At 67.0% G+C, this 23121-nt stretch carries 26 protein-coding genes and 1 tRNA gene; 23 read left to right on the plus strand and 4 right to left on the minus strand.

The window, feature by feature from the left end:
- The first annotated feature begins 23 nt into the window (after positions 1-23).
- Both ispF and truD read left to right on the plus strand, forming a co-directional pair.
- Positions 24-521, plus strand: a complete 498-nt coding sequence (gene ispF, locus AB9O74_RS05830; RefSeq protein ID WP_369348728.1) for a 2-C-methyl-D-erythritol 2,4-cyclodiphosphate synthase — start codon at positions 24-26, stop codon at positions 519-521.
- On the plus strand, positions 518-1561 hold the full coding sequence (gene truD, locus AB9O74_RS05835; protein WP_369348729.1) for a tRNA pseudouridine(13) synthase TruD: 1044 nt from the start codon (positions 518-520) through the stop codon (positions 1559-1561). Before ispF ends, truD begins: the two co-directional genes overlap by 4 nt.
- 61 nt (positions 1562-1622) lie before the next feature.
- Here truD and AB9O74_RS05840 read toward each other — a convergent pair whose 3' ends face one another.
- Positions 1623-2162 (minus strand): Smr/MutS family protein, encoded by a 540-nt coding sequence (locus tag AB9O74_RS05840; RefSeq protein WP_369348730.1) that lies wholly within the window; start codon positions 2160-2162, stop codon positions 1623-1625.
- A 186-nt stretch (positions 2163-2348) separates the two neighbouring features.
- On the opposite strand from AB9O74_RS05840, the gene surE reads away from it, so the two are divergent.
- The 4 genes from surE to AB9O74_RS05860 are packed head-to-tail and all read left to right on the plus strand — an operon-like array spanning position 2349 to position 5212.
- Positions 2349-3128: a 5'/3'-nucleotidase SurE gene (gene surE / locus AB9O74_RS05845; RefSeq protein ID WP_176989896.1), complete on the plus strand. Its 780-nt coding sequence runs from the start codon at positions 2349-2351 to the stop codon at positions 3126-3128.
- The gene (locus tag AB9O74_RS05850; protein ID WP_176989634.1) at positions 3125-3802 is read left to right on the plus strand and encodes a protein-L-isoaspartate(D-aspartate) O-methyltransferase; all 678 of its coding nucleotides are present in this window, start codon (positions 3125-3127) and stop codon (positions 3800-3802) included. Before surE ends, AB9O74_RS05850 begins: the two co-directional genes overlap by 4 nt.
- Before the next feature lie 19 nt (positions 3803-3821).
- A complete protein-coding gene (locus AB9O74_RS05855; protein WP_176989635.1) occupies positions 3822-4436 on the plus strand; it encodes a YqaA family protein in 615 nt (204 codons plus the stop codon).
- Positions 4433-5212 carry a peptidoglycan DD-metalloendopeptidase family protein gene (locus AB9O74_RS05860; protein WP_346478613.1) on the plus strand — a complete coding sequence of 260 codons (780 nt, stop codon included), beginning with the start codon at positions 4433-4435 and terminating at the stop codon, positions 5210-5212. The genes AB9O74_RS05855 and AB9O74_RS05860 overlap by 4 nt, the downstream gene beginning before the upstream one ends.
- Positions 5213-5264: 52 nt before the next feature.
- Here the strand turns inward: AB9O74_RS05860 and AB9O74_RS05865 are convergent, their stop codons facing one another.
- Entirely contained in the window at positions 5265-5639 is a 375-nt protein-coding gene (locus AB9O74_RS05865; RefSeq protein ID WP_176989637.1) for an Mth938-like domain-containing protein, read from the minus strand.
- A gap of 13 nt (positions 5640-5652) precedes the next feature.
- Positions 5653-5958, minus strand: coding sequence for a ribosome assembly RNA-binding protein YhbY (gene yhbY, locus AB9O74_RS05870; protein ID WP_019183325.1), 306 nt, complete (start codon positions 5956-5958; stop codon positions 5653-5655).
- A gap of 65 nt (positions 5959-6023) precedes the next feature.
- On the opposite strand from yhbY, the gene rlmE reads away from it, so the two are divergent.
- The 16 genes from rlmE (at position 6024) to AB9O74_RS05950 (ending at position 21749) form a co-directional block, all read left to right on the plus strand.
- Positions 6024-6656, plus strand: a complete 633-nt coding sequence (gene rlmE / locus AB9O74_RS05875; RefSeq protein WP_176989638.1) for a 23S rRNA (uridine(2552)-2'-O)-methyltransferase RlmE — start codon at positions 6024-6026, stop codon at positions 6654-6656.
- A gap of 53 nt (positions 6657-6709) precedes the next feature.
- Positions 6710-8653, plus strand: coding sequence for an ATP-dependent zinc metalloprotease FtsH (gene ftsH, locus AB9O74_RS05880; RefSeq protein WP_176989639.1), 1944 nt, complete (start codon positions 6710-6712; stop codon positions 8651-8653).
- A 100-nt stretch (positions 8654-8753) separates the two neighbouring features.
- Positions 8754-8939, plus strand: coding sequence for a hypothetical protein (locus AB9O74_RS05885; RefSeq protein ID WP_019183322.1), 186 nt, complete (start codon positions 8754-8756; stop codon positions 8937-8939).
- 119 nt (positions 8940-9058) lie between these two features.
- Entirely contained in the window at positions 9059-9550 is a 492-nt protein-coding gene (locus AB9O74_RS05890) for a hypothetical protein (protein ID WP_369348731.1), read from the plus strand.
- Positions 9551-9607: 57 nt separating this feature from the next.
- On the plus strand, positions 9608-10507 hold the full coding sequence (gene folP, locus AB9O74_RS05895) for a dihydropteroate synthase (protein ID WP_369348732.1): 900 nt from the start codon (positions 9608-9610) through the stop codon (positions 10505-10507).
- A complete protein-coding gene (gene miaA, locus AB9O74_RS05900) occupies positions 10507-11460 on the plus strand; it encodes a tRNA (adenosine(37)-N6)-dimethylallyltransferase MiaA (protein ID WP_369348733.1) in 954 nt (317 codons plus the stop codon). The genes folP and miaA overlap by 1 nt, the downstream gene beginning before the upstream one ends.
- A gap of 107 nt (positions 11461-11567) precedes the next feature.
- A complete protein-coding gene (gene hfq / locus AB9O74_RS05905; RefSeq protein ID WP_019183319.1) occupies positions 11568-11849 on the plus strand; it encodes an RNA chaperone Hfq in 282 nt (93 codons plus the stop codon).
- A 26-nt stretch (positions 11850-11875) separates the two neighbouring features.
- Positions 11876-13186, plus strand: coding sequence for a ribosome rescue GTPase HflX (gene hflX, locus AB9O74_RS05910; RefSeq protein WP_369348734.1), 1311 nt, complete (start codon positions 11876-11878; stop codon positions 13184-13186).
- A 138-nt stretch (positions 13187-13324) separates the two neighbouring features.
- On the plus strand, positions 13325-13819 hold the full coding sequence (locus AB9O74_RS05915) for a CinA family protein (protein WP_176989644.1): 495 nt from the start codon (positions 13325-13327) through the stop codon (positions 13817-13819).
- A 36-nt stretch (positions 13820-13855) separates the two neighbouring features.
- Positions 13856-15535 (plus strand): 2-polyprenylphenol 6-hydroxylase, encoded by a 1680-nt coding sequence (gene ubiB, locus AB9O74_RS05920; protein ID WP_369348735.1) that lies wholly within the window; start codon positions 13856-13858, stop codon positions 15533-15535.
- A gap of 437 nt (positions 15536-15972) precedes the next feature.
- On the plus strand, positions 15973-16623 hold the full coding sequence (gene lexA / locus AB9O74_RS05925) for a transcriptional repressor LexA (RefSeq protein ID WP_176989646.1): 651 nt from the start codon (positions 15973-15975) through the stop codon (positions 16621-16623).
- A gap of 204 nt (positions 16624-16827) precedes the next feature.
- The gene (gene recA / locus AB9O74_RS05930; protein ID WP_121041797.1) at positions 16828-17868 is read left to right on the plus strand and encodes a recombinase RecA; all 1041 of its coding nucleotides are present in this window, start codon (positions 16828-16830) and stop codon (positions 17866-17868) included.
- Between the two features lie 110 nt (positions 17869-17978).
- Entirely contained in the window at positions 17979-18470 is a 492-nt protein-coding gene (recX, locus tag AB9O74_RS05935; protein ID WP_176989647.1) for a recombination regulator RecX, read from the plus strand.
- Between the two features lie 107 nt (positions 18471-18577).
- Complete coding sequence (gene alaS / locus AB9O74_RS05940) at positions 18578-21226, plus strand: alanine--tRNA ligase (RefSeq protein ID WP_369348736.1); 2649 nt, start codon at positions 18578-18580, stop codon at positions 21224-21226.
- A gap of 145 nt (positions 21227-21371) precedes the next feature.
- Positions 21372-21575, plus strand: a complete 204-nt coding sequence (gene csrA / locus AB9O74_RS05945) for a carbon storage regulator CsrA (protein ID WP_019183311.1) — start codon at positions 21372-21374, stop codon at positions 21573-21575.
- Between the two features lie 81 nt (positions 21576-21656).
- A tRNA-Ser gene (locus tag AB9O74_RS05950) sits at positions 21657-21749 on the plus strand.
- A gap of 58 nt (positions 21750-21807) precedes the next feature.
- On the opposite strand, the gene AB9O74_RS05955 is transcribed toward AB9O74_RS05950, so the two are convergent.
- The gene (locus AB9O74_RS05955; RefSeq protein ID WP_369348749.1) at positions 21808-22185 is read right to left on the minus strand and encodes a VOC family protein; all 378 of its coding nucleotides are present in this window, start codon (positions 22183-22185) and stop codon (positions 21808-21810) included.
- A 226-nt stretch (positions 22186-22411) separates the two neighbouring features.
- On the opposite strand from AB9O74_RS05955, the gene AB9O74_RS05960 reads away from it, so the two are divergent.
- Positions 22412-23053, plus strand: a complete 642-nt coding sequence (locus AB9O74_RS05960; RefSeq protein ID WP_369348750.1) for an ankyrin repeat domain-containing protein — start codon at positions 22412-22414, stop codon at positions 23051-23053.
- The last annotated feature ends 68 nt before the right edge of the window (positions 23054-23121 follow it).

Consider the following 23121-nt stretch of genomic DNA (forward strand, 5'->3'; position numbering starts at 1 on the left):
GCACCCAACCGCAGGTTCTTGCAATGACCACGCCCCAGTTTCCTCCCTTCCGCATCGGACAGGGCTACGACGTCCATGCCTTCGGCGAGGGCGACCACATCATGCTCGGCGGCATCCGCGTCGAACACAGCTGCGGGGTGCTCGCGCACAGCGATGGCGATGTGATCCTGCACGCGCTGTGCGATGCGATGCTCGGTGCGTTGGCGCTGGGCGACATCGGCGTGCATTTCCCGCCGACCGACATGCGTTGGAAGGGCGCGGACAGCGCGCACCTGCTCGACCATTGCAACGGGCTGCTGCGCGAGCGCGGCTGGCAGGTCGGCAACACCGACATCACCGTGATCTGCGAGCGGCCGAAGGTCGGCCCGCACGCCCTGGCCATGCGCGAGCGCATCGCCACCGTGCTGGGGATCGCGCTGGACTGCGTCAGCGTCAAGGCGACCACGTCGGAGAAGCTGGGCTTCACCGGCCGCAGCGAGGGCATCGCCGCCCAGGCCAGCGTGCTGTTGGTGGCCCTGTGATCCCGTTGCCGCTGGCGTTCGGCGCGCCGCTGCTCAGCGCGAAGATCCGCACCTCGCCCGAGGATTTCCAGGTTGACGAACTGCCGGCGTTCGAGCCGAGCGGGGAGGGTGAGCACCTGTTGCTGACCATCCGCAAGCGCGGCGCCAATACCGTGCATGTCGCCAAGGTGCTGGCCAAGTGGGCCGGGCTGCCGGACATGGGGGTCAGCTACGCCGGCATGAAGGATCGCCACGCGGTCACCACGCAGCGCTTCAGCGTGCACCTGCCCAAGCGCGTGGCGCCGGACCCGGCGCTGCTGGCGTCGGACGAGATCGAGGTGGTGGAGTCGACCTGGCACAACCGCAAGCTGCAGCGCGGTGCGCTGGCTGGCAACCGCTTCAAGCTGGTGCTGCGCGACGTGCAGGGCGATCCCACGGCCATCGAAGAGCGCCTGTCCCATATCGCCTCGCGCGGCCTGCCGAACTGGTTCGGTGAGCAGCGTTTCGGCCGCGATGGCGGCAACGTGCCGGCCGCGCTGGCGATGTTCGGTGGCCGTCGCATGCGCCCCGACCAGCGTTCGTTGCTGCTTTCGGCGGCCCGTTCGGCCCTGTTCAACCAGGTGCTGGCGGCACGCGTGGAGCAGGGCAACTGGGACACGCCGCTGGACGGCGAGGTCTGGATGCTCGATGGCAGCCGCAGCGTGTTCGGCCCGGAGCCGTGGACGGATCTGCTGGCCGATCGCCTCGGCCGGTTCGACATCCATCCCAGCGGCCCGTTGTGGGGCGAGGGCGAGCTGCGCAGCACCGGTGCCGCCGCCGAACTGGAGCTGGGCGCGGTGTCGGACGAGCAATCGCTGGCGCTGCGGGCCGGCCTGGAAAGCGCCCGCCTGAAGCAGGAGCGCCGCGCGCTGCGCCTGCGCCCGGCCATGCTGCAGCACCAGTGGCTGGCTGCGGATGTGCTGGAACTCAGCTTCGCGTTGCCGCCGGGCTGCTACGCCACCGCGGTACTGCACGAGTTGGGCCCGGTGGAAGACGCCAGCCAGGCCGCACCGGAGGCGTAGATCCACGCCATGCGTGGATGCCGCACGATCGGCACCCCGTGCAGCCACCCATGGGGTGGCTCTACCGGTTTGCCAGCAGCACCAGTACCGCGCCCGTTCCGCCTTGCCCGGCGGGCGCGGAATGAAACGCCAGCACGTCGTTGCGCAGCCGCAGCAGGCGATCGACCAGATTCTTCAGCACCGGCGCACCCCCGTCGGACTGCAGCCCCTTGCCGTGGATGATGCGCACGCAGCCGTACTCATGAGCATGCGCCTCCACCAGGAACTGCCGCACCAGTGCCTCGGCCTGCGCGACCGTCGCGCCATGCAGGTCGAGTTCGTCCTGCACGGAATACTGCCCGCGCTTGAGCCGCTGGAACATCCGCGGCGGCAGGTTGTCGCGCCGGTAGCTGGCGGTATCGCCGGCCTCCAGCGGGCTGCTGTCGCGCAGCAGCCGGGCGAATTCCCCGCGGGCCTCCTGTTCATCCTGTTCGGCCATCCGCGCACGCGGCTTGGGCCGCGGCGCGGACGGCGGCGGGGTGACCGCCTTGCGCAGCGGCGTGACCTCGCCGATGGCGGCCCGGAACAGCGCCGCGGGATCTTCGTCTTCAGGATGTGACATGCGTACAGCCTAATGGGCGGGAAGGGCGATGCCTACCGTTATCGGGGTAGGACGATCTGTCTGCTTGCGGCACAATAGCTGACGCACTTGCGCGGTCGTCCGGTCCCGGGAGGGGCAGGGCCACCGCCGCCAACAGTGGGAAGTGATGGAATCGAAGTCTTGAAAAATCAAGCGGTTAAATCGCAGATGCGGATTCTGGTCAGCAACGACGACGGTGTCGATGCGCCGGGCATCAAGATGCTCGCCACGGTATTGCGTGACGCCGGTCATGAAGTGACCGTGGTCGCTCCTGATCGTGATCGTTCCGGCGCCAGCAATTCGCTGACCCTGGACCTGCCGATCCGCATGAAGCGCATCGACCACTACACCTGCTCGGTGGCCGGCACGCCGACCGACTGCGTGCACCTGGCCCTGACCGGCATGCTCGAGTACGAGCCGGACATGGTGGTCTCGGGCATCAACAACGCGGCCAACCTGGGCGACGACGTCATCTACTCCGGCACCGTGTCGGCGGCGATGGAAGGACGTTTCCTCGGTTTGCCTGCCGTGGCGATGTCGCTGGTCACGCACAACCACGAGCCCCGTCATTTCGAGACCGCCGCGCGTGCCGCGGTCGAGATCGTGACCCGCCTCAAGGCCGATCCGCTGCCCGCCGACACCATCCTCAACGTCAACGTGCCGGACCTGCCGTGGAGCGAGGTGCGTGGTTTCGAAGTGACCCGCCTGGGCAACCGCCATCGCGCCGAGGGCTGCATCGCCCAGCGCGACCCGCGCGGCAACCAGGTGTTCTGGATCGGCCCGGCCGGGCGCGAGCAGGACTCCGGCCCCGGCACGGATTTCCACGCAGTGCGCAACGGCTTCATCTCGATCACCCCGATCCAGGTCGACCTCACCCGTTACCAGGCGCTGGAGAAAGTGGCCAGCTGGGTCGGCGGGCTGACTGCCGCACTGGACCGGCCGGCATGAGCCCACGCCTGCGCCTGCAGCCCGAAGCCGTCGGCATCGGCATGACCTCGCAGCGGGTCCGCGATCGCCTGGTGGATCGCCTGCGCGATGCCGGCATCGCCGACGAAGCCACCCTCAATGCCATCCGCGTCGTGCCGCGCCATCTGTTCATCGATGAAGCGCTGGCCTCGCGTGCCTACGAAGACACCGCACTGCCGATCGGCCATGGCCAGACCATTTCCCAGCCCTGGGTGGTGGCGCGCATGACCGAAGCGGTGCTGCAGTCCGCCCCGAAGACGGTACTGGAAGTCGGCACCGGATCGGGCTACCAGGCCGCCGTGCTGGGCGCGATCGGGCTGGAGGTGTACACGGTCGAGCGCATCGGCGATCTCCTGCGCCAGGCGCGCAAGCGCTTCCGCGCCCTGGGCATGAACATCCGCAGCAAGCATGACGACGGCCGCGTCGGTTGGGCCGAGCACGGTCCGTACGATGCGATCGTGGTGACTGCGGCGGCACCGGCGCTGGTCGATGCGCTGGTCGAGCAGCTTGCCGTCGGCGGCCGCCTGGTCGCGCCGGTCGGTGGCCCGGGCGCGCAGTCGCTGATCCAGTTGACCCGTCGCGATGACGGCAGTGTCGAACAGCAGGTACTGGCACCGGTCACGTTCGTGCCGCTGCTGTCTGGCATGCTGGACTGATTCCAAGGAGCGTTGCGTCATGAAGATTTTCGGTCCGCTGTACGAGCGGGCAATGAAGTGGGCCGCGCACGAGCGCGCGCCGACCTATCTGACGGTGTTGAGCTTCATCGAGGCGATCATCTTCCCGGTGATGCCCGAGGTGATGCTCGCCCCGATGTGCGTTGCCCAGCCCAAACGCGGCTGGTGGTTCGCCACGCTCAGCCTGTCCGGCTCGATGGCAGGCGCGCTGGTCGGCTATGCGCTGGGTCACTTCGCCTTCGAAGCGCTCAAGCCGGTGTTCGCCGCGCTGGGCATGTTGACCAGCATCGAAGGCGGCATCGCCCTCGTGCAGGCCAAGATGGCCGAGTCGCCGTGGGCAGTGTTCACCTTCCTGGTGCTGGGCGGTTTCATGCCGATCCCGATGAAGGTCTTCACATGGGCATCGGGTATCGTCGGCGTGCCGTTGCCACAGTATTTCCTGAGCATGTTGATCGGCCGTGGCAAGCGCGTGTACGTGCTGGCGGCGGTCATTCGTATTGGCGGGCCGCGCGCGGAAGCTGCGCTGCGCCGTTGGATTGAACCGTTGGGCTGGATCGCGACCGCGCTGGTGGTCGTGCTGGTGGCCTGGCTTGTATGGAGGTCGAAGTTCGCATGAGTGCTGATCGTTTGAGCAAAGGAGTGCGCACCGGCGCGCTGCTGTTGGTGGTGTCGGCGCTGAGCGCCTGTGGCACCGCCACCGTGGTGCGGCCCTCGGGCTCGGGCGGTGGCGTGGCCCACAGCACCCCGCAGAGCTCGGTGGCCAAACCGGGCCAGACGGCGGTCGTCCGTCGCGGTGACACGCTGTATGCGCTGGCCCGCATCCACAACATCACGCCGCGTGATCTGGCGGCCTGGAATGGGCTGGCCGAGCCGTACACGATCTATCCCGGCCAGTCGCTGCGCCTGTACCCGGGCGGCAGCGGCAGCCCCGGCCGCGCGCCGACCACCGTGGTCACCGCGCCGCGTCCGGGCACGACCGCGCCGGCCGCGACCCCCGCGCCGACCACCGCGATCAAGAGCAACATCAGCTGGCGCTGGCCGGCGGACGGCGCGATCGTCGGCCGTTTCGTCGCGGGTGAAGCGACCAAGCAGGGCGTGGACATCGCCGGTGCCAGTGGCCAGCCGGTCCGCGCGACGGCCGCCGGCGTGGTGGTGTACTCCGGTGCCGGCCTGGTCGGCTTCGGCGAGCTGATCATCATCAAGCACAGCGACCAGTGGTTGTCGGCCTATGGCCACAACCGCAAGCGTCTGGTCAACGAAGGCCAGAGCGTCAAGGCCGGCGAGCAGATCGCCGAGATGGGCCGGACGGGTGCTGCACGCGACATGTTGCACTTCGAGATCCGCTACAACGGCAAGCCGGTCGATCCGCTGCTGTACCTGCCGCCGAAGTAAGAACGAAAAAGGCCGCCCCAAGGGCGGCCTTTTCTGAACGGAAATCCCGGTCTCACCCCTTCAGGATGAACGCGGCCGCCACCTTGCGACCCTCGCTGGCGAGGATGTTGAAGGTCCGCGCCGCGGCCGGGTTGTTCATCACTTCCAGGCCGATCCCCCGGGTCAGGCAGGCGGCCATGACCGCAGCCGGCGGGAACACCTGGGTGTCGCCCGTGCCCAGCACGACCAGCGCCGGGTTCAAGGCCAGCACCGGCTGCAGGTGCTCGGGCGTGAGCTGGGCGATGTCGGTCACCGGCCAGGCTTCGATCAGCGTGTCCGGGGCCAGGATGAAACTGGCGGCCAGCGTCCGGTCATTCACCTTCGCGCTGCGGCCATCGGCGGCGCGCAGGGCGTAGGCGTAGTCGGGGATTTCGTGGCTCAGCTGCATGGGCGTTCCGGGATCAGCCGCGCGGCAGGACGATCTGGCGCTGTTCCTTGCTCGGGCGGTACAGCACGGCAACGTGGCCGATGCGCTGCACCAGCGCGCTTTCGCTGGCACTGACCAGCTCGGCGATGAGGGCGTCACGGGCCTCGCGGTCTTCGGCGGCGACCTTGACCTTGATCAGCTCGTGGCGCTCCAGCACCTCTTCCAGTTCAGCCAGGAAGGCCGGTGTCACCCCCTTGCCGCCGATCTGGAGCAGGGCTTTCAGATCATGCGCGTGGCCGCGGAGGAAACGGGTTTGGGAAGAAGTCAGGGCGATAGCCATTCAGGAACAAGCGGTTAACTGGGGCGATCAGGGTATCATGACCTCCCCATCCGACCCGCATCTCAATGGCAACCCGTAGCAAAAGCAGTCAACGCTGGTTGAAAGAGCACTTCGCCGACCCCTTCGTGAAGAAGGCCCAGGCCGAGGGCATGCGTTCGCGCGCAGCCTACAAGCTGGAGGAGTTGCTGCAGCGGGATCGGCTGCTGAAGCCGCACATGGTCGTGGTCGACCTGGGCGCCGCCCCGGGTGGCTGGTCCCAGCAGGTCCGGCGCCAGATCGGCGACACCGGCCGGGTGCTGGCGCTGGACATCCTGGAGATGCCGCCGCTGGCCGGCGTGGAGTTCCTTCACGGGGACTTCAGGGAGCAGACCGTCCTATCGGAGTTCGAAGCCATGCTGGGCGATCAGCCGGTGGACCTTGTGCTCTCGGATATGGCCCCCAATAAGAGTGGAATGGACGCGGTGGACCAACCGCGGATGATGCACCTGGCGGAGTTGGCGTTGGATTTTGCCGACAACCATCTCAAGCCCGGTGGCGCGTTCCTGATCAAGCTGTTCCAGGGCGTGGGCTTTGACGACTACGTGCGCGAAATGCGCCGCCGGTACGACAAAGTGGTGATCCGCAAGCCTGAAGCGTCCCGGAAGCGCTCGCCCGAGGTGTATGCCTTGGGGCAGGGAAAACGCGCGCAGATCAAGTAAGCTCAACCATACGAATCGCGTCAGGAATTAGAGGAACACCGGAGCCAATGAGGATGAACGACTTGACCAAGAACCTCCTGCTATGGGTGGTCGTCGCCGTCGTGCTGATGGTGGTCTTCCAGAGCTTCTCGCCGAAGAGCAGCGGAGCCGGCGCACAGGGCGCGACGTACTCGCAGTTCCTGGACCAGGTGGACAGCGGCAACATCCAGAAGGTAGTGCTGGGCGAAATGCGCGGCGGTGCCAACGATGTGACCTACACCACCCGCAGCGGCCAGACCAGCACCATCACCGCGCCCTACGATCGCGACCTGATCAACGTGCTGCGTGGCAAGAAAGTGGAATTCGAGCAGGCGCCCCCGTCCAGCGGCATCTCGCTGGGCGCGATCCTGATGAACTTCCTCCCGGTGATCCTGATCATCGGCTTCTGGATTTTCATCATGCGCCAGATGCAGGGTGGTGGCGGCGGTGCCAAGGGCGCGATGTCCTTCGGCAAGTCGCGCGCCAAGCTGCAGGGCGAAGACCAGATCAAGGTCACCTTCGCCGACGTCGCTGGTTGCGACGAAGCCAAGGAAGAAGTCGGCGAGCTGGTCGACTTCCTGCGCGACCCGACCAAGTTCACCAAGCTGGGCGGCAAGATTCCGCGTGGCGTGCTGATGGTCGGCCCGCCGGGTACCGGCAAGACCCTGCTGGCCCGTGCGATCGCCGGCGAAGCCAAGGTGCCGTTCTTCTCGATCTCCGGTTCGGACTTCGTGGAAATGTTCGTCGGCGTCGGCGCCAGCCGCGTGCGCGACATGTTCGAACAGGCCAAGAAGCAGGCGCCGTGCATCATCTTCATCGATGAAATCGACGCCGTCGGTCGCCACCGTGGTGCCGGCCTGGGCGGCGGTCATGACGAGCGCGAGCAGACCCTGAACCAGCTGCTGGTCGAAATGGACGGCTTCGAGGGAGGCGAGGGCGTGATCGTCATCGCCGCCACCAACCGTCCGGACGTGCTGGATCCGGCGCTGCTGCGCCCGGGCCGTTTCGACCGCCAGGTCGTGGTCGGCCTGCCGGACGTCAAGGGCCGCGAGCAGATCCTCAAGGTGCACATGCGCAAGCTGCCGCTGGCCGACGATGTCGAGCCGATGGTGATCGCGCGGGGTACCCCGGGCTTCTCCGGTGCGGACCTGGCCAACCTGGCCAACGAAGCAGCGCTGTTTGCCGCGCGTGGCGGTGAGAAGGAAGTCCGCATGGACCACTTCGATCGTGCCCGCGACAAGATCCTGATGGGTGCCGAGCGCCGTTCGATGGCGATGAGCGAAGAAGAAAAGACGCTCACCGCGTATCACGAAGCCGGCCACGCCATCGTCGGCCGACTGGTGCCCGAGCACGATCCGGTCTACAAGGTCACCATCATTCCGCGCGGCCGTGCGCTGGGCGTGACGATGTACCTGCCGGAAGGCGACAAGTACTCGATGAACCGCGTCGCGATCGAGTCGCAGCTGTGCTCGCTGTACGGTGGCCGCGTTGCCGAAGAGCTGATCTTCGGCACCGACAAGGTCACCACCGGTGCCTCCAACGACATCGAGCGCGCCACCAAGATGGCCCGCAACATGGTCACCAAGTGGGGCCTGTCCGACGAACTCGGCCCGATCGCCTACGGCGAAGAGGACGATGAAGTGTTCCTCGGCCGTTCGGTGACGCAGCACAAGAGCGTCTCCGACGACACCGCCCGCCGCATCGACGAAGTCGTCCGCAGCATCCTGGACAAGGCCTACGCCCGGACCACGGAGCTGCTGACCGCCAACCTCGACAAGCTGCACACGATGTCCCAGCTGCTGCTGCAGTACGAGACCATCGATGCGCCGCAGATCAACGCCGTGATGGAAGGCCGCGATCCGCCGCCGCCGATGGGCTGGGACAAGTCGCCCAGCAACAAGGATGGCGGCAACAACAACGACAAGGGCGGCGATGCCCGTCCGGTCGCGCCGATCGCCGGTCCTGCCGAGCAGATCTGAGTGTTGCCCACGTAACTGACGAAGGCCGGGGAAACCCGGCCTTCGTCGTTTCCGGCAGGTCATAATGGGACACCGTATTCGTTCCCGTTCTGGAGTCGCCATGTCCGCACCCCCGCCGCAGCCGATCTCGCATACCACCGAAATGGTGATCGCCACGATCATCGGCGTGGCCATCGGCCTGACCCGCGACAACTTCCTGCTCGGCGCCGGCATCGGCATCGCCGTCGGCGTGTTGATGAGCATCGCCAAGACTGTCTACGTGGAGCGCAAGCGCCGCCAGCGCTGAGTGGTTGCGCGCGCGGCCGGCAGTGGGCACGATGCGCTTGCCCGCGCCGCATGCTGCGGTCGGGCATGGCCGGGGGATCGGCCGACACACTTTCCAGGGGGATTTTCATGCGTCATTCGATGCGCACAGCCGTTGCTGCGCTGCTGTGCTGTGCCACGCCGGTCATGGCGGCCGAGATCCACGTGCAGGATCCGGTGCCGTTCAACGAGTCGGCGATCATCGCCGAGAACATCAAGGCCGAGTGCCGGATGGGCGCGCAGCTGGCGACCGCGCTGGGCAGGAATGCCCCGGCGCATGGCAACACCATCGTCTTCGGCAGTGATCCGGTGAACACCGGCAGTGGACACGCGTTGAAGCTGGAGCTGGTGGAGGCGCAGAGCGCAGGCAATGCGTTCACCGGCCACTTCAAGTCGGCCGCCGTGCGCGGTGTTCTGTTCGAGAACGGCCAGCAGGTGGCCACGGTCACCGCACGCCGCGTGTCGCGCGGTGGCGCGTTTGCCGGCTTCAAGGGCTCCTGCGATGTGCTTGAACGCACCGTCAATGCGATCGGCAACGATCTGGCGATCTGGCTGGCCAAGCCGGTCGATGGGGCCCGCCTCGGCGACCTCTGACTGCCGGTCCGGTGCGCCAGCGTAAACTACGCGCTGGCGTACTTCGTGGATCTGCCCATGTTCGATATCTCTCCCCAGCTCGATTGCGGCGGCCGCCTGCTGCGGCTGGATCGCGCGCGGGTCATGGGCATCGTCAACGTCACCCCGGATTCGTTTTCCGACGGCGGTGACCACGACAGCGTCGAGGCCGCGGTCGCACACGGCCTGCAGCTGGTGGCCGAGGGCGCCGACCTGCTCGACATCGGCGGCGAGTCGACCCGGCCTGGCAGTGCGCCGGTGCCGCTGGACGAAGAACTGCGCCGCGTCATCCCGGTGATCGAGCGCCTGGCACGCGAAACCACCGTGCCGATCAGCATCGACACCTTCAAGCCCGAGGTGATGCGTGCCGCCGTCGCGGCCGGAGCCGGCCTGATCAATGACATCCATGCGCTGCGCCAGCCGGGGGCGCTGGACGCCGCCGCCGACCTCGGCGTGCCGGTCGTGCTGATGCACATGCAGGGCGAGCCGGGCAGCATGCAGGACACCCCGCACTACGATGACGTGGTCGCCGAGGTGCACCGCTTCCTGACCGAGCGCATGTTCCAGGCCGAGATGGCCGGCGTCGCCAAGAAGCACCTGATCATCGATCTGGGCTTCGGCTTCGGCAAGACCACCGAACACAACATGATCCTGCTGGCGCGCTCGGACCGGTTCCTCGAGCTGGGCGTGCCGATGCTGGCCGGCCTGTCGCGCAAGCGCAGCATCGGTGAACTGACCGGTCGCGAGCAGCCGCGTGACCGCGTGGCCGGTTCGGTGGCCGCACACCTGATCGCGGCCCAGCGCGGCGCGATGCTGCTGCGCGTGCACGATGTCGCGGCCACGGTCGATGCCCTGAAGGTGTGGGCAGCGGTCGATGCCGTCCCGATGCCGCGGGTGTCCGCCGCCCCGGCGATGCCGCGCTGGCCGGACGAGGACTGATGGCCGTCGATCGGCGCCCGCTGGCGATCGCGGTCATGGGCCCGACCGCGTCGGGCAAGACCGCTACCGCGATCGCGCTGGCCCAGCAGCTGGATGGTGAGATCGTCAGCGTCGATTCGGCGCTGGTCTATCGCGGGTTGGATATCGGGTCGGCCAAGCCCGATGCGGCCGAGCGCGCGCAGGCGCCGCACCATCTGCTCGATGTGCGCGACCCGTGGCAGACCTATTCGGCGGCGGAGTTCGCCAGCGACGCGGCGCGTGCCGTCCGGGACATCATCGCGCGCGGGCGAATGCCGATCCTGGCCGGCGGCACCGGGCTGTATTTCCGCGCCCTGCTGCAGGGCCTGTCGCCGATGCCCGAAGCCGATCCGGCGGTGCGCGCGCAGATCGCGGCCGAGGCGGCCGAGCAGGGCTGGGCGGCGATGCATGCGCAGCTGGCCGGCCTCGATCCGGCCGCTGCAAAGCGCATTCACGCCACCGACCCGCAACGCATCCAGCGGGCGCTGGAAGTCCATCGCCTGACCGGCACCCCGATCAGCGAGTGGCAGAAGCTGCCTGGCGTAGACCGGCTGCCGGTGCGGGCGCTCAAACTGGTCCTCGCACCGCGCGAACGTTCGGTGCTGCACCAGCGCATCGAGACCCGTTTCGACGCCATGCTGGCCCACGGGTTCCTGGACGAAGTCCGCGCGCTGCGGGCCCTGCCTGCCATGGCCGGGGTCGCGGCGCCGCTGGATCTGCCGGCGGTGCGCGCGGTGGGCTACCGGCAGGCCTGGGAGTATCTGGACGGGCAGGGTACGGCGGCCGCGTTCCGTGAACGCGGCATCCAGGCCACCCGTCAGCTGGCCAAGCGCCAGCTGACCTGGCTGCGCGGGGAGCTTGATGCGCGCTGGTTCGATCCCCATTTAGACAGGGCTTCCCTGGCGGATGCGGTGTCGACCTTCGTCGCACGCTGAGTCCACGCCTTCACGCCTCCACCCCGTGTACCATCAAGGGTTCCGGCGGGCGGCGGGGGCCGTGGCAACTGCCGGAAGACCATAAAAACAATAATCAGGAGTGTGCAATGTCCAAGGGGCAATCGCTGCAGGATCCGTTTCTGAATGCACTTCGGCGCGAACGTGTGCCGGTGTCGGTGTATCTGGTCAATGGCATCAAGCTGCAGGGGACGATTGAATCGTTCGACCAGTTCGTGGTGCTGCTGCGTAACACGGTGAGCCAGATGGTGTACAAGCACGCCATCTCGACCGTCGTTCCGGCGCGCAACGTGAAGGTCGGGCCCGGTGGTGGCTATGTGCAGTCCAATGATGGCGCCGAAGGCGTCCAAGGTGATGACGACGTTGAGTGACAGTGTGAAAATTTCTGGAGAACTGCGTGTTTGACCGTTCCAAGCGAGGCGAACACGCACTCCTGATCCAGCCGCATGCCGGCCGGCTCGAAGACGACGTGCTTGAAGAGTTCACCGATCTGGCCCGCTCCGCCGGGGCCAGCATCGCGGCCACCCTGACCGCGCGCATCGATCGGCCCAATCCGTCGATCCTGATCGGCAGCGGCAAGCTGGACGAGGTCAAGGCCGCGGCCGATGCGACCGGTGCCGACCTGATCCTGGTCAACCATGCGCTGTCGCCGGGGCAGGAACGCAACCTGGAGCGCTTCCTGGAACGGCGCGTGATCGACCGCACCGGGTTGATCCTGGACATCTTCGCCCAGCGCGCGCGCAGCCACGAAGGCAAGCTGCAGGTCGAGCTGGCGCAGTTGCGCCACATGTCCACGCGGCTGATCCGCGGCTGGACCCATCTGGAGCGCCAGCGCGGCGGTTCCATCGGCCTGCGCGGGCCGGGTGAAACCCAGCTGGAAACCGATCGCCGCCTGCTGCAGAAGCGGGTGGAGCAGCTGCAGAAGAAGCTGGAAAAGGTGGAAGTGCAGCGCACCCAGATGCGCCGTGCCCGGCTGCGCAGCGAGCTGCCGCGCGTGGCCCTGGTGGGCTACACCAACGCCGGCAAGTCGACCCTGTTCAACGCGTTGACCGGCGCCGAGGCCTACGCCGCGGACCAGTTGTTCGCGACGCTGGACCCGACCGTGCGCCGCATCGCGCTGCCGGGCGGCAGCGTGGTGCTCGCCGATACCGTCGGCTTCGTCCGCGACCTGCCGCATGATCTGGTGGCCGCGTTCCGGTCGACCTTGTCCGAAGCCCGCGAAGCGGACTTCCTGCTGCATCTCGTCGATGCCGCCGATCCGCACCGCGAGGAACGCATCGCGCAGGTCGATGAAGTGCTGACCGCCATCGGCGCGGGCGATCTGCCGCAGTTGCTGGTGTTCAACAAGATCGACCGTATCGACGGGGCCGAAGTGCGCCACGATGGCCAGGATGGCATCCCGGACAGCGCACGCCGCGAGCGGGTCTGGATTTCCGCCCGCGACAATGTCGGCCTGCCGCTGCTGCAGTCCGTGCTGGGCAAGCGCCTGGGCCTGCAGCATGTCAGCGGCGAGCTGCGGTTGCCGCCAAGTGCCGGTCGCCTGCGTTCGCGCCTGCATCAGCTGGAGGTCGTACGCAGCGAAGTCACCGACGAGGACGGCTGGCTGCTCCAGGTCGAGATCCCGATCGCCGAGGCCGAGAAGCTGGCGGCCGGCGAGGGCGGCGAACCGATCCGCGCGATGCTCCCGAAGAAGCTCCCGGAATGGTGATGGGTGTGCCGGCCACTGGCCGGCGCCCATGATCCTGAGGAAGCGCGACCCTCCGTCGCACCCGCGGACACACGACACCACCCACGTTTTCGGCTAAAACAGGGGGCGTTCGTCCCCCCGTTGATCCAGGATTTCCCCATGACCGTTCCTTCCGACGCCGAGCTGGGCGCCCTCGCCAGTGACGTGGGCCAGCGCCTGCAGCAGGCCTCGCTGCAGCTGGTGACCGCCGAAAGCTGCAGTGGCGGCTGGATCGCCAAGGCGATGACCGATATCGCCGGCTCCTCGGCGTTCTTTGACTGCGGCATGGTCGTCTACAGCTATGAAGCCAAACAACGCCTGCTCGGCGTGCGTGCGCAGACCCTGGAGCAGTTCGGTGCGGTCAGCCGCGAGACCGTGCTGGAAATGGTCTCCGGTGCGCTGATCAATTCCGGTGCCGGCATCGCCGTGGCGGTGACCGGCATCGCCGGCCCCGGCGGCGGCAGCGAGGACAAGCCGGTCGGCAGCGTCTGGATCGGCTGGAAGGGCCGTGGCGGCTACGCGCGTGCGCAGCTGTTCCAGTTCGAGGGCGACCGCGAAGCCATACGGCGGCAGACCGTGCAGCAGGCGCTGACCGGAATCTTCCCGCTGTTGTGACATCCTGACCGGGTGTGCTGACAGGAGAGTGGGCCGATGTGGGAAACGCTGGGTACCGTGCGTGACCTGGGGCGATTGCAGGAAATCGCGTCGGTCCTGATCCGCTATGGCTTCGGCGACCTCGTGCGCCGCATCGGCCTGGCCGATGTGCTCGAACGTGCCGGCCGGCTGCTGCACTGGAACGACACCCAGCAGATGCTGCGGATGACCGCGCCGGTGCGCGTGCGCCGTGCGATGGAAGACCTGGGCCCCACCTTCGTCAAACTCGGCCAGGTGCTGGCGACCCGCGTGGACCTGTTCCCGCCGGATTGGATCGCTGAATTCTCCGAACTGCAGAACGCCGTACCCGCGTTGCCGTATGCACAGGTACGCGATCAGCTGGAGCGCGATCTTGGCGCGCCCGCGACCGAGGTGTTCGCGTGGCTGGATGAAACGCCGATGGCGGCGGCGTCGCTGGCGCAGGCCCACCGCGCGACCCTGCACGACGGCACCGCGGTGGTGCTGAAGATCCGGCGGCCGGGCATCCGTGACGTCATCGAGGCCGATCTGCGCCTGCTGGCGCGGCTGGCCGAAATCGTCGAAGCGCGCCTGCCCGACCTGCAGCGCTACCGCCCGGCCGAAGTCGTGCAGCAGTTCCAGGTCTCGCTGCGCCGCGAGCTGGATTTCGCGGCCGAATGCCGCAATGCCGAGCGCATCGCACGCAACTTCCAGGGCCGCGACGACATCCTGATCCCCAACGTGCACTGGGAGTGGACCTGCGAGAGCCTTAACGTGCAGGACTTCGTCGACGGCATTCCCGGCCGTGACCTTGTCGGCGTCGATGCAGCCGGTCTCGACCGCGTGCAGCTCGCCCGCACGGGGGCACGCATCGTGCTGAAAATGGTGCTGGAGGACGGCTGCTTCCACGCCGACCCGCACCCGGGCAACATCATCTACCTGCGCGACGGCCGGATCGGCGTGATCGATTTCGGCATGGTCGGTGCGATCTCCGAGCAGCGCCGTTTCCAGGTCGCCCAGTTGCTGCATGGCCTGGTCACCCAGGAGCCGGAACAGGTGGCCGACGTGCTGCTGGACTGGGCCGGGGGCGTGGAGGTCGACGAATCGCGGCTGCAGCAGGACATCAGCACCTTCGTCGACCAGTACCGCGGCGTGCCGCTCAAGGACCTGCACATGGGCCTGATGCTGGGCAACATCACCCAGCTGCTGCGCCAGTACGCGTTGACCCTGCCGGCCGACCTCGCGCTGATGATCAAGACCTTCCTCACCCTGGAAGGCATGGGGCGGCAGCTCGATCCGCGGTTCGACATGGCCAGTGCCGCGCGTCCCTATCTGGAGCGCGTGATGTGGCAGCGCTACTCGCCCGGCGCGATGCTCAAGCGCGGCAAGCGCAGCCTGGTCGGGGTGATGGACCTGGTCGGCGATCTGCCGCGCGATGTCCGTCGCCTGCTGCAGATGGCGCGCCGCGGGCGGCTCCAGCTCAAGATCGAGACCACCGCGCTGCAGGGCTTTGGCGACCAGGTCAACCGCGCCGCCAACCGGCTGGTGATGGGGATCGTGACTGCCGCGCTGATCATCGGCTCCTCGATCGTCATGCACAGCGTCGGCGGCATCTCCAGCCGCTGGCTGCTCGCGCTCGGCGTGGCCGGCTTCATCGGCGCCGGGTTCTGCGGCGTGTGGATCCTGTTTTCGATCTGGCGCAGCGGCAAGAACCCGTAGGGTTCTTGCCGCTGGGATCCGAAGGATCCCTGGAATCTCCCGCCCAAGCGGGGGATTCCGTGTAGGTCCGACCGTTGGTCGGACGCTCCTTCCTGACCGGTCCGTCACCGCTGCCCGGTTGCGCCACGCCACGCGTGGCTGCTCCGGTCCGTCACCGCTTCCACGGGTAGAGCCACGCCATGCGTGGCTGCTCCTCATCCGGCCCCCACGAATGCCTGACCCAAGAGATGGCAGAGGCTAAACGCCGGAGAGATGGCCGCAAGCGACATGCGCCCGCGCCGTCAGGCATTGCCGCGCGTTCGCGCGGTCACCGACCAACGGTCGGTGGCTACAGGTGTTGCTGGCGGCTTCGGTCGGGCCTCGACCACCCTTCTTCTATCTGCTCTTCCTCTGCGGGCACTTGCGTGCCCGCATCGTTAGTAGTAATACTACTAACCATGGACCTGACCGATACCCAGCAGGCGATCCTGCAGTTGATCGCCGAGCGTATAGAGACCGATGGCGCACCGCCGTCGCAGACTGAAATCGCCCGTGCGTTCGGCTTCAAGGGCGTCCGGGCCGCGCAGTACCACCTCGAGGCGCTGGAGCAGGCCGGGGCGATCCGTCGCATCCCGGGCCAGGCCCGCGGCATCCGGCTGGTCCAGGCGCCGTCGCTGCAGAGCGGCCTGCCCGAATCGCTGCCCGCCTCGGCGCTGCCGGACCACGTCCTGCGCCTGCCGGTGTTGGGCCGGGTCGCGGCCGGTCTGCCGATCGGGGCGGATATCGGCTCGGACGATTTCGTGGTCCTGGACCGGGTGTTCTTCTCGCCGGCACCAGATTACCTGCTGAAGGTGCAGGGCGACTCGATGATCGACGAAGGCATCTTCGACGGCGACCTGATCGGCGTGCACCGCACCCGCGACGCCCGGTCCGGCCAGATCGTGGTGGCCCGTATCGATGACGAGATCACGGTCAAGCTGCTGAAGATGGGCAAGGACCGGATCCGCCTGCTGCCGCGCAACCCCGATTACAAGCCGATCGAAGTCCTGCCCGACCAGGACTTCGCCATCGAAGGCCTCTATTGCGGGTTGCTGCGGCCCAACCGCTGACCCGGTTTTTCCCTCTATTACGCGCGGTCTTTTGTGGCACATCTCTGGTTCTGCTGAGGTTGGTACGGATGTCCGATACTTTTTTTCCGAACGCCGGGCAGAATCTCAGCCCGTGCGATACGCCAGCCTTAAAGTGAACCCATGGCCAAGAAGACTTCCAAAGACAGCACCTCCACCGATACGACCTCTGCAAGGACCACTCCGATGGACGAAAACAAAAAGCGCGCCCTCACCGCCGCGTTGAGCCAGATCGAAAAGCAGTTCGGCAAGGGCGCCGTGATGCGCATGGGCGACCGCGTCGTCGAGGCGGTCGAGGTCATCCCGACCGGTTCGCTGATGCTGGATATCGCCCTCGGTATCGGTGGCCTGCCCAAGGGCCGTGTCGTGGAGATCTACGGTCCGGAATCCTCGGGCAAGACCACCCTGACCCTCCAGGCGATCGCCGAATGCCAGAAGAAGGGCGGTACCGCCGCCTTCATCGATGCCGAGCACGCGCTGGATCCGATCTACGCCGCCAAGCTGGGCGTCAACGTGGACGACCTGCTGCTCTCGCAGCCGGATACCGGTGAGCAGGCGCTGGAAATCGCGGACATGCTGGTGCGTTCGAGCTCGGTGGACATCGTGGTGATCGACTCGGTCGCCGCGCTGACCCCGAAGGCCGAAATCGAAGGCGAAATGGGCGACCAGCTGCCGGGCCTGCAGGCCCGTCTGATGAGCCAGGCCCTGCGCAAGCTGACCGGCAACATCAAGCGCTCCAACACCCTGGTGGTCTTCATCAACCAGCTGCGCCACAAGATCGGCGTGATGATGCCGGGCCAGAGCCCGGAAGTGACCACCGGCGGCAACGCGCTGAAGTTCTATGCCTCGGTGCGCCTGGACATCCGTCGTATCGGCGCGATCAAGAAGGGCGACGAGATCATCGGCAACCAGACCAAGATCAAGGTGGTCAAGAACAAGCTGGCGCCCCCGTTCAAGCAGGTCATCACCGAGATCCTGTACGGCGAAGGCATCAGCCGCGAAGGCGAACTGATCGACATGGGCGTGGAAGCCAAGCTGGTCGAGAAGGCCGGCGCCTGGTACAGCTACGGCGAAGAGCGCATCGGCCAGGGCAAGGACAACGCCCGCGGCTACCTGCGCGACAACCCGCAGATTGCCCAGCGCCTGGAAGCCGAGCTGCGCGAGAAGTTCCAGCCGGAAGAAGCCGTGCGCGAAGGCGGCGACGAGGCCGAAGACGACGCCGAATGAGTTTCCTGCGGGGCAGGGCAGCGCCGTCAGTGACGCTCGCCCTGTCCTGCAGTTTCACGTATCCCCGACGGGATGGCGCCAAGGACGGCGCACTGTAATGGACCACTGCCATGCAAGACTCCGAAGCCCCCGCACCCCGGCGCAAGCGCCGTGTCCAGGAACAGACGCCGGTCCAGCGGGCGTTGGGGCTGCTGGTGCGCCGCGAGCATTCGCGTAAAGAACTGACCCGTAAGCTCCAGGCGCGTGGCATCGAGAACGAGGCGGCCGAGGCGGCCGTCGCCAAGCTGGCCGAGGCCGGCTGGCAGGATGACACCCGGTTTGCCGAGAACCTGGTCCGGATTCGGGCCAACACGGGCTATGGCCCGATCCACATCCGCGCCGAACTGGGCACGCATGGGCTGGACAGCGACCAGATCGCCGCCGCCATGGACACCTTTGAAGGCGATTGGACCGAGAACGCCCGCGACCTGGTCTGCCGCCGTTTCGGCGACGCCGGCCCGCAGGAACTGCCTGCGCGGCGCAAAGCCGCCGATCTTCTGGCCCGCCGTGGGTTCCCCGGCGACAGTATCCGCCAGGCCACCCGCTACGACCCTGAGGACTGAGCGGCCCGGGCCTGATACCCTTTGTGGTTTCGGCGGTCCTGCAGTTGACACCCGGCCATTGGGGCTGCGTGCCAGGGACTGACCGGCCCGCAAAAAGCCAGCCCCCCATGAACGCATCCGTCAAATTCACTACCTCCCAGATCCGCAGCGATTTCCTTGAGTTCTTCAAGGGCAAAGGCCATACGATCGTGCCGTCGGCGCCGCTGGTGCCGGGCAATGATCCGACCCTGCTGTTCACCAACTCCGGCATGGTGCAGTTCAAGGACGTGTTCCTTGGCGCCGAGAAGCGCAGCTACGTGCGCGCGGCCGACGTCCAGCGCTGCCTGCGCGCCGGTGGCAAGCACAACGATCTGGACCAGGTCGGTTACACCGCGCGCCACCACACCTTCTTTGAAATGCTGGGCAACTGGTCGTTCGGCGATTACTTCAAGAAGGACGCCATCGCCTGGGCCTGGGAGCTGCTGACCCAGGTCTGGAAGCTGCCGGCCGAGCGCCTGCTCGTCACCGTCTACCAGACCGATGATGAGGCCTACGCGCTGTGGCGCGACATGGTGGGCATTCCGGAAGAGCGGATTGTGCGCATCGGCGACAACAAGGGCGCGCCGTTTGCCTCGGACAACTTCTGGCAGATGGCCGAGACCGGCCCGTGCGGCCCGTGCACCGAAATCTTCTATGACCATGGCGACCATATCGCCGGTGGCCCCCCGGGCTCGCCGGATGAAGACGGCGACCGCTTCATCGAAATCTGGAACCTGGTCTTCATGCAGTTCGACCGCCAGCCCGACGGCACCCTGGTGCCGCTGCCGGCGCCGTGCGTGGATACCGGCATGGGCCTGGAGCGTCTGGCCGCGATCCTGCAGCACGTCCACACCAACTACGAGATCGACCTGTTCCAGGCGCTGATCCGCAAGGCCAGCGAGCTGACCGGCATGGCTGATCTGGAGAACAAGTCGCTGCGCGTGATCGCCGATCACATCCGCGCTTGCTCGTTCCTGATCGTCGATGGCGTGCTGCCGTCCAACGAAGGCCGTGGCTACGTGCTGCGCCGGATCATCCGCCGCGCCCTGCGCCATGGCTGGATGCTGGGCGTGCGCCAGCCGTTCTTCAGCAAGCTGGTGCCGACCCTGGTCGAGCAGATGGGCGTGGCCTATCCGGAACTGCCGGCGCAGGTCGACACCGTCGTGCGCGCCCTGCAGGCCGAAGAAGAGCGTTTCGCTGAAACGCTGGATTCGGGCATGAAGATCTTCGACGACGTCGCGGCCAAGGTCAGCAACGGCGTGATCCCGGGCGTGGATGCGTTCCGCCTGTACGACACCTACGGCTTCCCGCTCGACCTCACCCAGGACATCGCGCGCGAGCGTGACCTGACCGTGGATATCGAAGGCTTCAATGCCGCGATGGACACCCAGCGCGAGACCGCGCGCGCGGCTGGCAAGTTCGGCGGCGGCGTGACCCTGTCGGCCGATCTGGTCGCCACGCTCAAGCCGACCGTGTTCCTCGGGTACGACCGCCTGCAGGCCGACGACCTCGCCGTGGTGGCGATCCTCAAGGACGGTCGCCCGGTGGAGACCGCGCAGGCCGGCGACGACGTCATCGTGCTGACCAACCAGACCCCGTTCTACGCCGAATCCGGTGGCCAGGTCGGCGACAACGGCAGCCTGTCAGGCGCCGGCGTGCAGGTTGACGTCAGTGACACCCAGAAGTTCGCGGGCCAGTTCCATGGGCACGTGGGCAGGATCACCAGCGGCAGCCTGAAGGTCGGCGACGTGCTGTCCGGCCAGGTCGATGGCCAGCGCCGCGGCGCGACCATCCTCAACCACTCGGCCACCCACTTGCTGCATGCCGCCCTGCGCGAAGTGCTGGGCACCCACGTGCAGCAGAAGGGCTCGCTGGTCGCACCCGATCGCCTGCGCTTCGACTTCTCGCACTTCGCGCCGATCAGCGCCGAGGACCTGGCGATCATCGAACGCAAGGTCAACGAGCAGGTGCGCGCCAACAACGCGGCCGAAGTCCACAACATGGGCATGCAGGAAGCGCTCGACTTCGGTGCGATGGCGCTGTTCGGCGAGAAGTACGGCGAGCACGTGCGCGTGCTGAAGATGGGCGATTACTCCACCGAACTGTGTGGCGGTACGCATGTGTCGCGCACCGGTGACATCGGCCTGTTCAAGATCACCGCTGAAGGCGGTGTGTCCTCGGGCGTGCGCCGCATCGAAGCGGTGACCGGGCAGGGCGCGCTGGATTACGTGGCCCATGAAGAAGCGCAGCTGAGCGAAGCGGCCGCACTGCTCGGTGGCAACGCCGGCGACGTGGTCGACAAGATCCGCCAGCTGGGCGAGCGCCAGAAGAAGCTCGAGCGCGAGCTCGAGGCGCTCAAGGCCAAGCAGGCCGCCGGTGCGACCGCTGATCTTGGCGCCGCCGCGGTCGAGGTCAACGGCATCAAGATCCTGGCCGCGCGCCTGGAAGGCTTCGATGCCAAGGCGCTGCGCGATGCGATCGACCGCCTCAAGCAGCAGCTCGGCGACGCGGTGATCGTGCTGGCCGGTGCCCAGGACGGCAAGGCCGCTCTGGTCGCGGGCGTGAACGGCAGCGCAATGGGCAAGGTCAAGGCCGGGGAACTGTTGGCCCATATCGCCAGTCAGATCGGGGGCAAGGGCGGCGGCCGCCCGGACCTCGCCCAGGGTGGTGGTGAGGACGGGCCCGCCCTTGCTTCTGCACTGGCCGCCGTCGTCGACTGGGTCACCCCCCGTATCTGAACAGCCTGAAGCCTCCTGCTCCTTGATGGGTCGGGAGGCCTGACGGTACTATGGCGAATCTTTTCCCGTTGTCGTGGGGCGCTCTTGCCGGGGCGCCAAGCCGGTGGGGAAATGCCACCACCGGTTCCCCTGGAGACTTGAACAAATGTTGATCCTGACTCGCCGTGTAGGCGAAACCCTGATGATCGGTGACTCGGTCAGCGTGACCGTGCTCGGCGTCAAGGGCAACCAGGTGCGTATCGGTATCACCGCTCCGAAGGACGTGGCCGTGCACCGCGAAGAGATTTACCAGCGCATCCAGCGCGGTGATGAGCCGAATGCATCCGGAAGTGAAAATTCTTCGGATTAAGGCTTTACCTGAGGGCGCGGAAAACGTTATTATTCGCGCCCCCGCTGAGATGATTCATCACGGCGGCGGACCAAGAACACTGGAGCGGTGCCCGAGTGGCTGAAGGGGCTCCCCTGCTAAGGGAGTATAGGGCTTAAAACTCTATCGAGGGTTCGAATCCCTCCCGCTCCGCCAGTTGTAGAGAAGGCCTCCGTACGCAAGTACGGAGGCCTTTTTCTTTGTGCGATCCGGTTCAAACGACCGTCTTGCAGACCGCTTCGATCCGATGCCCGTCCGGGTCGATCAGGAACGCGGCGTAGTAGTGATCGCCATAGTCCTCGCGCAGTCCCGGCGCACCATTGCAGGTGCCGCCGACCGCCAGCGCATCGCGATGGAACGCGTCCACGGCCTGGCGGGACGGGGCGCCGAACGCCAGGTGGAATCCATGGCCCGGCGCTGCGGCATCGGCCCGCAGTTTCAGGCACACCAGGTCCTCATCCTCCGCGTAGCCATATCCGATGGCCTCGTCGTCTTCGAAGACGCGGCGCATGCCCAGCGCACCGAGCGCGGCATCGTGGAAGGTGGCGGCACGCGCGAGATCGCGCACCCCCAGGGAAATGTGATGCAGCATGGCGATGTGCGTCCGTGTCGAATGTCGCGCGCAGCGTCGCATGAAATCGGCGGCACGCGCGCCGGCCGACACATTCGGATGGCGAATGCCGTCGATCCCCAATCTTCATTGGTGCCAGCGCGGCGGCTCGGCTACGGTCGTTCTCCAGCGGCGTTCCACCGGGCGCCCCCGTGAAAGGAGCAGGAACATGTCGATGGGACGGAGGTCGCTGCGTGGTTGGGTGGTCATGAGCCTGCTGATGGGCATGGTCATGCCGGCCAGTGCCGCCTCGTTGGAAGAGCGGCTGCATCGGGCGGCGGAGAAAGGTGACGCCGCTGCGGTGCGTACGCTGCTGGGGCAGGGCGCCCGGGTGGATGCGCGCGGCGTGGCGAAGGCGACACCGTTGCTGGTCGCGACCCACCACAATCACGTGGAGGCCGCGCTGGCGCTGATCCAGGCCGGTGCCGACGTCAATGCCAAGGATGCGATCCAGGACAGCCCCTACCTCTACGCCGGTGCCCGCGGGCATCTCGAGATCCTGCGCGCGACGCTGGCGGCCGGCGCGGACCTGAAGAGCACCAACCGCTACGGCGGCACCGCACTCATCCCAGCGGCCGAACGCGGGCACGTGGAGACCGTGGCGACGCTGATCGCGGCCGGTGTCGATGTGGATCACGTCAACAACCTGCAGTGGACCGCGCTGCTGGAGGCGATCATCCTCGCCGATGGCGGCCCGCGGCATGTCGAGATCGTCCGTCAGCTCATCGCGGCAGGCGCGGATGTGAACCTGCCCGACGGTGAAGGCGTGAGCCCGCTGCAGCATGCACGCCAGCGCGGGTACCGCGCGATCGAGACGCTGCTTCTCGCCGCCGGCGCTGCCCAGGGCTGAACATCCGCAGGGCGGCAGGGGGCAATGTTGCCGCTGCCTTGACGCGGCAACGGCATGCTCTGCACCAC

Source organism: Stenotrophomonas sp. JAG2 (assembly GCF_041080745.1).
Classification (GTDB): domain Bacteria; phylum Pseudomonadota; class Gammaproteobacteria; order Xanthomonadales; family Xanthomonadaceae; genus Stenotrophomonas; species Stenotrophomonas maltophilia_AA.

Bases quoted from the DNA above. Each gene is read 5' to 3' on its own strand.
- AB9O74_RS05840 (WP_369348730.1), bottom strand. From the start codon at position 2,162: ATGTCACATCCTGAAGACGAAGATCCCGCGGCGCTGTTCCGGGCCGCC.
- AB9O74_RS05915 (WP_176989644.1), top strand. From the start codon at position 13,325: ATGACCGTTCCTTCCGACGCCGAGCTGGGCGCCCTCGCCAGTGACGTG.
- surE (WP_176989896.1), top strand. From the start codon at position 2,349: ATGCGGATTCTGGTCAGCAACGACGACGGTGTCGATGCGCCGGGCATC.
- alaS (WP_369348736.1), top strand. From the start codon at position 18,578: ATGAACGCATCCGTCAAATTCACTACCTCCCAGATCCGCAGCGATTTC.
- recA (WP_121041797.1), top strand. From the start codon at position 16,828: ATGGACGAAAACAAAAAGCGCGCCCTCACCGCCGCGTTGAGCCAGATC.
- ftsH (WP_176989639.1), top strand. From the start codon at position 6,710: ATGAACGACTTGACCAAGAACCTCCTGCTATGGGTGGTCGTCGCCGTC.
- AB9O74_RS05960 (WP_369348750.1), top strand. From the start codon at position 22,412: ATGAGCCTGCTGATGGGCATGGTCATGCCGGCCAGTGCCGCCTCGTTG.
- ubiB (WP_369348735.1), top strand. From the start codon at position 13,856: ATGTGGGAAACGCTGGGTACCGTGCGTGACCTGGGGCGATTGCAGGAA.
- rlmE (WP_176989638.1), top strand. From the start codon at position 6,024: ATGGCAACCCGTAGCAAAAGCAGTCAACGCTGGTTGAAAGAGCACTTC.
- AB9O74_RS05855 (WP_176989635.1), top strand. From the start codon at position 3,822: ATGAAGATTTTCGGTCCGCTGTACGAGCGGGCAATGAAGTGGGCCGCG.
- AB9O74_RS05885 (WP_019183322.1), top strand. From the start codon at position 8,754: ATGTCCGCACCCCCGCCGCAGCCGATCTCGCATACCACCGAAATGGTG.
- recX (WP_176989647.1), top strand. From the start codon at position 17,979: ATGCAAGACTCCGAAGCCCCCGCACCCCGGCGCAAGCGCCGTGTCCAG.
- AB9O74_RS05890 (WP_369348731.1), top strand. From the start codon at position 9,059: ATGCGCACAGCCGTTGCTGCGCTGCTGTGCTGTGCCACGCCGGTCATG.
- AB9O74_RS05860 (WP_346478613.1), top strand. From the start codon at position 4,433: ATGAGTGCTGATCGTTTGAGCAAAGGAGTGCGCACCGGCGCGCTGCTG.
- miaA (WP_369348733.1), top strand. From the start codon at position 10,507: ATGGCCGTCGATCGGCGCCCGCTGGCGATCGCGGTCATGGGCCCGACC.
- AB9O74_RS05955 (WP_369348749.1), bottom strand. From the start codon at position 22,185: ATGCTGCATCACATTTCCCTGGGGGTGCGCGATCTCGCGCGTGCCGCC.
- lexA (WP_176989646.1), top strand. From the start codon at position 15,973: ATGGACCTGACCGATACCCAGCAGGCGATCCTGCAGTTGATCGCCGAG.
- ispF (WP_369348728.1), top strand. From the start codon at position 24: ATGACCACGCCCCAGTTTCCTCCCTTCCGCATCGGACAGGGCTACGAC.
- AB9O74_RS05850 (WP_176989634.1), top strand. From the start codon at position 3,125: ATGAGCCCACGCCTGCGCCTGCAGCCCGAAGCCGTCGGCATCGGCATG.
- csrA (WP_019183311.1), top strand. From the start codon at position 21,372: ATGTTGATCCTGACTCGCCGTGTAGGCGAAACCCTGATGATCGGTGAC.
- AB9O74_RS05865 (WP_176989637.1), bottom strand. From the start codon at position 5,639: ATGCAGCTGAGCCACGAAATCCCCGACTACGCCTACGCCCTGCGCGCC.
- hfq (WP_019183319.1), top strand. From the start codon at position 11,568: ATGTCCAAGGGGCAATCGCTGCAGGATCCGTTTCTGAATGCACTTCGG.
- yhbY (WP_019183325.1), bottom strand. From the start codon at position 5,958: ATGGCTATCGCCCTGACTTCTTCCCAAACCCGTTTCCTCCGCGGCCAC.
- folP (WP_369348732.1), top strand. From the start codon at position 9,608: ATGTTCGATATCTCTCCCCAGCTCGATTGCGGCGGCCGCCTGCTGCGG.